Source organism: Nostoc sp. (genome assembly GCF_036919675.1).
GTDB lineage: Bacteria > Cyanobacteriota > Cyanobacteriia > Cyanobacteriales > Nostocaceae > Nostoc.
Genome location: NZ_JBALCP010000061.1, coordinates 130481 through 137973 on the forward strand (window position 1 = coordinate 130481; position 7493 = coordinate 137973).

The 7493-nt window shown below is 42.1% G+C and carries 7 protein-coding genes and 1 pseudogene; 2 read left to right on the forward strand and 6 right to left on the reverse strand.

The window, feature by feature from the left end:
* Window positions 1-141 precede the first annotated feature (141 nt).
* A pseudogene (locus V7K49_RS13055) lies at window positions 142-595 on the forward strand (IS701 family transposase); the annotation flags it as partial.
* Between the two features lie 48 nt (window positions 596-643).
* Here V7K49_RS13055 and V7K49_RS13060 read toward each other — a convergent pair.
* Window positions 644-1783: a hybrid sensor histidine kinase/response regulator gene (locus V7K49_RS13060; protein ID WP_335205889.1), complete on the reverse strand. Its 1140-nt coding sequence runs from the start codon at window positions 1781-1783 to the stop codon at window positions 644-646.
* Window positions 1784-2538: 755 nt separating this feature from the next.
* Here V7K49_RS13060 and V7K49_RS13065 point away from each other — a divergent pair.
* Complete coding sequence (locus V7K49_RS13065) at window positions 2539-3264, forward strand: response regulator transcription factor (protein ID WP_335205900.1); 726 nt, start codon at window positions 2539-2541, stop codon at window positions 3262-3264.
* Between the two features lie 111 nt (window positions 3265-3375).
* Here the strand turns inward: V7K49_RS13065 and V7K49_RS13070 are convergent, their stop codons facing one another.
* The 5 genes from V7K49_RS13070 to V7K49_RS13090 form a co-directional block, all read right to left on the reverse strand.
* Window positions 3376-4320, reverse strand: a complete 945-nt coding sequence (locus V7K49_RS13070) for a ThiF family adenylyltransferase (RefSeq protein WP_335205891.1) — start codon at window positions 4318-4320, stop codon at window positions 3376-3378.
* Entirely contained in the window at window positions 4311-5003 is a 693-nt protein-coding gene (locus tag V7K49_RS13075) for a hypothetical protein (RefSeq protein WP_335205892.1), read from the reverse strand. Before V7K49_RS13075 ends, V7K49_RS13070 begins: the two co-directional genes overlap by 10 nt.
* The gene (locus tag V7K49_RS13080; protein ID WP_335205893.1) at window positions 4987-5745 is read right to left on the reverse strand and encodes a hypothetical protein; all 759 of its coding nucleotides are present in this window, start codon (window positions 5743-5745) and stop codon (window positions 4987-4989) included. Before V7K49_RS13080 ends, V7K49_RS13075 begins: the two co-directional genes overlap by 17 nt.
* Before the next feature lie 223 nt (window positions 5746-5968).
* On the reverse strand, window positions 5969-6397 hold the full coding sequence (locus V7K49_RS13085; protein ID WP_335205894.1) for a hypothetical protein: 429 nt from the start codon (window positions 6395-6397) through the stop codon (window positions 5969-5971).
* A gap of 5 nt (window positions 6398-6402) precedes the next feature.
* Complete coding sequence (locus V7K49_RS13090) at window positions 6403-7047, reverse strand: hypothetical protein (RefSeq protein WP_335205895.1); 645 nt, start codon at window positions 7045-7047, stop codon at window positions 6403-6405.
* Window positions 7048-7493 lie beyond the last annotated feature (446 nt).

Here is a 7493-nt window from a genome sequence, read left to right on the forward strand (position 1 = left end):
TACACGCACCTCTCGAATGTGCAAGCCCTTAGCTCGACTTTATCCAATTAAGCAGCATAAACAGCAATGTCCCGCAAACGTTCAAACAAAGGGTGAGGTACTTTTACCATATCAAAGGATTCATGGGACATTGAAAAAATAACGCTCAAGAGGAAATATCAACCAGGTATAGTAATTGTAGATGCAGGATATGGCAACAATACATCTGTTTTATTATAGTTAGAGAAGCGAGAATTAAAGTATTTAGGAGGATTAGCGAAAAATCGAAAAGTGACTATTAGTACTGAAGATAATATTAAACAAACAATTAGGCTATATTAACTAGCAAAAACTTTATCCAAAGAGGCTTTTACGGAAAATCAATTAAATTTAGATAAGCCTAAAAAAGTATGTATCTTAACTAAAAAAATAGAGATTTTATTCTTTGGCATCAGATGACAGGCGGCTTAAGACGCAGGCGGGCAAAAACAAACCATTGAACACTTCTACTGAAGCTTTAGAGGCTTTTAGAACAGCTATGTATTATCGATTTTTCGCCCTTAACCGTGACGTGTTTGCTGCTTATAAAGCCAGTTTAGGCTTTATTTGGGCTTAATTTTTATTTAAGTCCGGCAAATCCTTAAGCTCGATTATTCCAAACTTTTTATGCTGATAACATTTTTGAATAAGCTGTTTGCACAGGTAAATAAACTGTGAAGATACTGCCTTTCCCAACAGTCGATGAAACAGAGATGTTCCCCTGATGGGCTTCAACAATTTGACGGGACAAATATAATCCTAAACCGTTCCCCCGGCGTTGATGCTTGCCCTGTCGAAAGCGATCAAATAAAAGTAACTGTTCTTCTGGATTCATGCCAATACCTGTATCCTCTACTTCAATCGTTACCCCTTGAACAGTGGAATTGAGGCGAACTTCTACTGACCCAGCATCACTGAAGCGAATGGCGTTACCAACTAAGTTAGTGAGAAGTCGGCGTAGTTCCAGGCGATCGCCTCTAACCCTAACAAAAGAAGCTTCAGTACCCTTTATCAAGACAGCTTTGAGAGTTAAATGTTTAACATCAGCCAAAGGTATTAGTTCTTGCACTACTTGCTGACATAATTCCCACAGGTCAACTACAAAGAAATCCAAAGTTTTGCCTCCAGCTTCATACTGGTAAACTTCTAATAAGGTATCGACCATTGACAACAAAGTTTGGTTACTCTGAGCCATTTGTTCTAAAGATTCACGCATTGCTGATAAGGTATTGCCAAAAACACCTCTTTGCAGCAACTTCAGGAATTGGTCAGCAGCTATCAACGGAGTTCGCAGGTCGTGAGTAAGGCGAGTCACAAAATCTTCCCGTCGCTGAATGAGGAACAGTTGTTCGTCCATACTGTGTTTCAGTCTCAACAAAGCCCGCACCCTGGCCAGTAATTCCTTCTTATCTACTGGCTTGCGAATAAATTCATCTGCACCTGCATCTAAACCTTTGACGACACTTGATTTTTCAGAACCTGTCACCAGCAAAATTGGGATAAAAGGTAAGTTTGAATTGTGCTTAATTTGCCGGGTAACTTCGTAGCCATCCATATCCGGCATCACCACATCAAGGAGTACTAAATCGGGAGGAGATTCGGCAATTTGTACCAATGCTTCAGCACCACTGTCAGCTATGGTCACGTTGTATCCCTTCAGCTTCAAAGTGACTTGCAGCAAGCGGAGGCTGTCAGCTGAGTCATCCACCAGCAGAATTCTTTGGTTTCTTTGTTCTGAAGTTGTATTCCAAGAGAAAGTGTTCATAAAACGCCTTTGATAAACTTAATTCCTTTTGAGTACAGAAAAAGAGTAATAAAGCTAAATTTCGTTGTCAAAAGTGTATTTTCAAGCGCCATGCTAACCACTACGCGGCGATGAAAATTCATCAGATTTTTCTAAAATTCAAGGCATTGATCAACATAATTACTAATTCGTAATACTCGCCTCCGGCGAGAAGCAAGCTACGTAATTTGTAATTAAGAAACTGGTTATAGTCTCCCATTTCTACAAGTCACAATCTTATGATTGAGGTCTAAATTCCCAATTCATAACGTAATTACTAATTCGTAATTATGAATTGTTAATCTGGCTATGTTATGTGTAAGAGCAAGGGTTCTCGCTTAGAAATAAGTTACATCCTCCTCTAAGTGTGATGTGGACACAAGTCAGAATAAACTGTAGTGGTTTCAGTTTAACTTCAGTGCTTTTATATTTTTTTATACTTTAGGAAGATTTTTTCAGAGAATTTTCAGATTAAACGATGTTCAAAATGGACATTGAAGCTTTTTCAACAGCCAGTTGAGATATGTAGCCTTTGATATATAAACTTTTCAGCCAATACTGTAAAAACTACTGGTTTCAACCTGGATGAGGTTTAATAACATTGAAATGCCGCTTTCCATCTCAATAGCCACATTTTGGCTGAATAGCTAAAATTTTTCGTCCAATGGAGTAATCCTTTCCTTGAAACCATATTCGACAGTTAAAAAAGTATAGTTACCAAGCTGCTGAGGTAAATGATGGTAGATATTCGAGTAGCAATTATTGAAGACCATAGCTTAACGCGGATTGGGATGCGTAGTTCTCTCAACGAGCAAGAAGGTATTCAAGTCGTAGGTGATGAAGCTACAGCAGATAATGGCTTGAAACTGCTCCAAAGTACAAAACCAGACATAGCGATCGTTGATATTGGCTTGCCGGATAGAGACGGAATATGGCTGGTGCAGCAGTTTCGGGAATCTCTAGTGTCGGAAACAGCAGCACAGACAAAAGTAATGATGCTCACTTCCTTTGCTAAAGAGCAAATGGTACTAGCAGCGTTTGCAGCTGGGGCAGACTCTTATTGTGTGAAGACAATTAAGTTCGAGTTGTTGCTGGAAGCGCTGCATATCACCCATGAAGGTCAGTCTTGGATTGACCCTGCGATCGCTCGTATCGTTCTCAAGCATACTCGTCAATCTCCGGCGGCTGTGGTAAAACCGAAACCGAATACTACTCAGACAGTAACGATCTCTGCAATTGACCCAGAGCAAGCAAGCATTCTGGAAGCAGATCCACTGACAAATCGGGAAATGCAAGTCTTGGAGTTAATTGTCCAAGGCTATAGCAATAACGAGATTGCCCAGAAACTCTATCTCAGTCTGGGAAGTGTAAAAGTATATGTACGTGGGGTTTTGAACAAGCTTTGTGCAAGCGATCGCACCCAAGCAGCTGTATTAGCTTTACGGGCTGGTTTGCTTAATTGAAGTCACTGTACAGAAGCAACTGTACAGTGCTTGGTTGTTAACTTAAGAGGGGAGCGATGTCTACGACGGGCTATGACGCTCAATGACTCACTACCGCTTCTCTACGAGACGCTACGCGAACGCTATCGGCGTCGCACAGGAGTGACCCAGGAGAATCGCCTGCATAATACTGACTTGCGTTGTATACAGAGATTTTCCGCTACCGCTCTCTAAGTCGAAATAAGTAGCAAATCGTCGTAGTTTCCCCATCGTCAATTGCAACAAATAATCAAAAGCCTCAGCAGCAACTCGCTGGTTAATGCTCAAGGACTGGCTATTGAGCAAAGCCATTTGTTCACAGGACAAGTTGTTGTCTGCCAACTCTTCTGGTTGTGAAACCAGTAGATCGGGTTGCTGTATAGTTGGCGCAGGTAAGCGAAAGCAGCCCAAAGCCTCAAAATCATAGTCATTGGGGTTAGTAGACAGATGGGAACCTAACAGTACTTGACCACTGCGTTTGGAGTTACCGCAATCCAAATGCCAAATGTGAGGCGCTCTGCGATGAGTGTTGTGCTGGAGTACTTGGGTAATTGACTCTCTGGCTTTGGCATTATCTACGCAAGCAGTGACAACAATTAGGGCATTGTAACTGGGGACAATCCATTCGGGTTGGAAAGGTTGAGCGATCGCTGTAACTTCCATCTTCCAAGCCAGGGAGTAGCGCAGCGCCAGAGTTTTGGCTTTGTTGAGTCCAATTTCTGCATCACAGAAGCACTGTCGGAAAACGTTAGCTGACTCAACGCGATCGGGGTCAACAAAGTATAGTTTCACCTGTTTACCTTGCTGAGAAAGAACTCTGCCTAACCGAACCAAAGAAGGAGCCAACCAAGAACCAGTACCACCGCACCCAACTAGCCACAGTTCTATCTTCGAGTAGTTGACAGTCACGACAGGAGAAGCATTTGCCAAATCAAGATTTAGCTCCATAGTAGGCATCACCGTGCTAGTACGGTTGGTTAAGTTGATACAGGTATCGGTGAGGGGAAAGGCATTTGCCAAATTGAAATTCACCTCCATAGGTTCTCCATCACATTTACAGGCGATAAATCGGTACTGTAAAACTTGGAGCCAGATAAAAGTGAGACATCAACCATAAAAAAGTCTTGGTCGATGTCAAACACTGCTCTAGCAGGTACATCCCAACAGTGGCGAAACAGTCCAACCCGGATTTTAATCTCTGGTTTCAGGGTATTAACTCTACCTAGTACTCCATAGATGCGAAAGCCAGATTCGTCAGCATTATCGGTGGTAGAGAAAAAGGCAGGTAAGGAACTGTGGGAATGGATGTCTACAGCCGCTTTCTGGTGGGAAGAGTCACTCCCAGAATGAGTTAGCTGGCAGCTAGTTGGAGTTTGAATTTGCTCTGGGACTTGTAAATCCCAGCCTGCATCAGTACAGTGGAGGTGAAAGAGAATTTCATGAAATTGATTGCCAGCTTGATAACTCGACCGCCACATTTCCAGTAGTAGCGGTTTGGGAATTAAGGGAGTGACTTTGAGATAAGGTGTTAGATGAGGTAGCCCTTTGATAGTTTGGGAACACAAGCAAATAGGCATTAATACCTCTATGCCAGGACGAATGGCTCTAGCAAAGATACCATTTCCGGCATAAAGGTACTCTAGTCCACTGCTGGTGTGTGTTGGCAGAGATGAAGTTGTAACAATTTTGTAACCAATAATGCCTTCAAGCAATGGGTTCATCGAGGATTTCCTGTACAAGCATAGCGACACTTTTCTGATTGCCGATAGGCACAAGGTCAGATACAGGATAAGTTGAACGTCTGCATCTTTTGTGCAGTTTTAGAAGTTGCTGACGAACATCGTTGCGGTATTTTTGTGATTTCCTTATTGTTAAATGGTTGGTGAAAATACTGGAAATAAACAAATTCCAAGCATGGTTAATTGATAGACTATTAGCAGCAGGTGGTTCGTTCACCCCCCAACACACTTGTCCAGAACTGTAGACATTGGGTAGTGGTACATGAAAGGCTAGTGATTGAGGAGTAAATTCCTTGTCTTTAATTGCCCAAACCCAATATTTTAATCCCTTACCCACAAACACCATTGCAGGTAGCGGAACAGTTAAAGAACCGAGTTCATCGCAGTTAATTGTATAATTGGCTGGCGGTATGAATTTTACCAAATATGTGTCTGTACTGCCCGTACCCCAGCGCACAATTCCCGGTTCCATCCAACCGGTATCAATGGGTTCATTGCTGAAGGCAGTTCTCAAGGCTGCGGGTGAGATACATTTGTAAATATGAGCTTCGGGAATTTCTTTGTCTCGGTGGTGGAATATATAAATACCATCCAAAAAGAGCAATTCTGCTTGAATAACTGGAGATTTCCGGGGAGGGTCTGCCAAAATTGCTCGTAGAATCTCGCCGGATAGAATTGCTGTGGATGTAGTGTCGTTTAATGTGGTTTCGATGCTTGTTTCCATATTTGTAGTAGGATTTGAGCATGAGGTTTCAAGTCTGCTTCTAGCCAATCAATTAAGTCGGTTGCACAGTTCAGCATTCGGCTGGCTTGCTGCCATTTTCTGGTCAGGAAGTTAATTGATGCTTTTGACCAAGGCAGAGATGTGCTGTCAGGTTGGTAGTAATAATCGTCCGCGTACTCGTCTAGCCAGATGTTTTTGGTTTCATGATCTAGCAGCCTTAAAGCTAAAGGATAACGCTAGATGTAGGAGTGCAGGCTGTTAGGGATTTTAGGGTTTGGTTGAGTGACTCAGAAAATTCTGTTCCAGATGCGATCGCCTCTTCAATCTGGGCTGATAGCTGTGCTGCATTTTGCCAGTCAATTCCAGTGATGACCTGACGTTGACGCATTTGGTAGCACATTTGGACTGCGGGGTTGATTTCTTCAGGAGCCACTATCAGGCAATCTAGAGAAGAAGTACCTTTTTTACCGGGCTTCTTGATGATGTGGATGGGTTCTCCTGGTTTCCGCTCAATGTCTGCGTTTGCCAGTTCAGCGCAAAGAGGAGTGAAGGCATCCCGTAGGAATTGGTCATTAATGGCGATCGCTTCTGGAATCCAGTGTTGTTGACCTTCGTAGATGACGAGTAATTTGTTACTATTTGTAGTAGTCATGGCATTTAAAAAAGTGAGATTTGCGTAGTGTTACTGGCTGGTTTAGTAGTATCTGAGCTAGCAGTTTCAGTGCGAGTTAGAGTCTGGGAAGTCTGTGCTTTATTGGTTTTGACAACTTTAGTCTGGGCTATATTCCGGCGAATTTGGCGATTAGGAAAATCGGCTTTCAGTTCGTCCAGTAGTTGAACAATTGCAGGGGGGAAATCACCCAGTTCGTCTTGATAGAGCATGGCAACCACAGGGAAATCACCGTGACTACTGGCAGCAATAATTACAGGTCTATCTCCTGTTTGTCCTCTAGGTAGTAAAGTGATGACGATTTGAACTTTGCATTGCTCGAAAATAAATGGTTCTAATTGATTTACAGTGTTGGTAGCAGATGTTTGTATGTCATCGTCGTTTAACTGATGAGAGTCGATTTCATCTTCGGCGTAGCTATTTTCATCACTTACTGGTTCTAAAAGTTGCAAAAAGTTAGCTTTACCTGCACGCAGGCGTTCCCTGTCAAATAGCAATCCTAGAGCTTGGAATTGTTCTTCAGCAGTGATTTTTCCCTGTGGTTCTGAAATGTAAGATTTTAAAGTTTCAGATGTAACAGTGAGATTGGCTTTGACAATGGCTTGTTCTGGTGTTAGCCATTTTGTGGTCATAGCTTTTTTGGCCTTGTTAACTGGTGTGCAAACATTTATGGCGGTAGCCAGAAGCAAAAACAAGTTGTCCACAAACTTTTGAAACCCAACGTAAAAACAAGAGTTTCAGCCATAGTGAATCAGGAGTATTCACCATTGCTTTAAGAGCTTAGACGCTTATAAGGCTTGTCGCCAAACATCGCTTGCTTCTGAGCTTGTGGTATCGCCTTAAATGCTAACTAATAGGTTGTTTTGCTCCCTCTCTGTATTTACCTGAAATGTCCTCTGTCTTGACTTATAAAAAACTTTTTGGTTGACGTATAAGTAGCAGCCAACAAAACAGTAAAATTCCTGCTGTTGGCTGATAAATTAGTTACAGCACCTGCGTCTATTATGAGGTACACTAAATTAAAATACAAATACTTTTAAATGAAGTCATATTCTGTCGATCTTCGAGAAAAAATAGT

Excerpts from the sequence above, each read along its gene's own strand:
- V7K49_RS13060 (WP_335205889.1), bottom strand. The coding sequence starts at position 1,783 with ATGAACACTTTCTCTTGGAATACAACTTCAGAACAAAGAAACCAAAGA.
- V7K49_RS13065 (WP_335205900.1), top strand. The coding sequence starts at position 2,539 with ATGGTAGATATTCGAGTAGCAATTATTGAAGACCATAGCTTAACGCGG.
- V7K49_RS13070 (WP_335205891.1), bottom strand. The coding sequence starts at position 4,320 with ATGGAGGTGAATTTCAATTTGGCAAATGCCTTTCCCCTCACCGATACC.
- V7K49_RS13075 (WP_335205892.1), bottom strand. The coding sequence starts at position 5,003 with ATGAACCCATTGCTTGAAGGCATTATTGGTTACAAAATTGTTACAACT.
- V7K49_RS13080 (WP_335205893.1), bottom strand. The coding sequence starts at position 5,745 with ATGGAAACAAGCATCGAAACCACATTAAACGACACTACATCCACAGCA.
- V7K49_RS13085 (WP_335205894.1), bottom strand. The coding sequence starts at position 6,397 with ATGACTACTACAAATAGTAACAAATTACTCGTCATCTACGAAGGTCAA.
- V7K49_RS13090 (WP_335205895.1), bottom strand. The coding sequence starts at position 7,047 with ATGACCACAAAATGGCTAACACCAGAACAAGCCATTGTCAAAGCCAAT.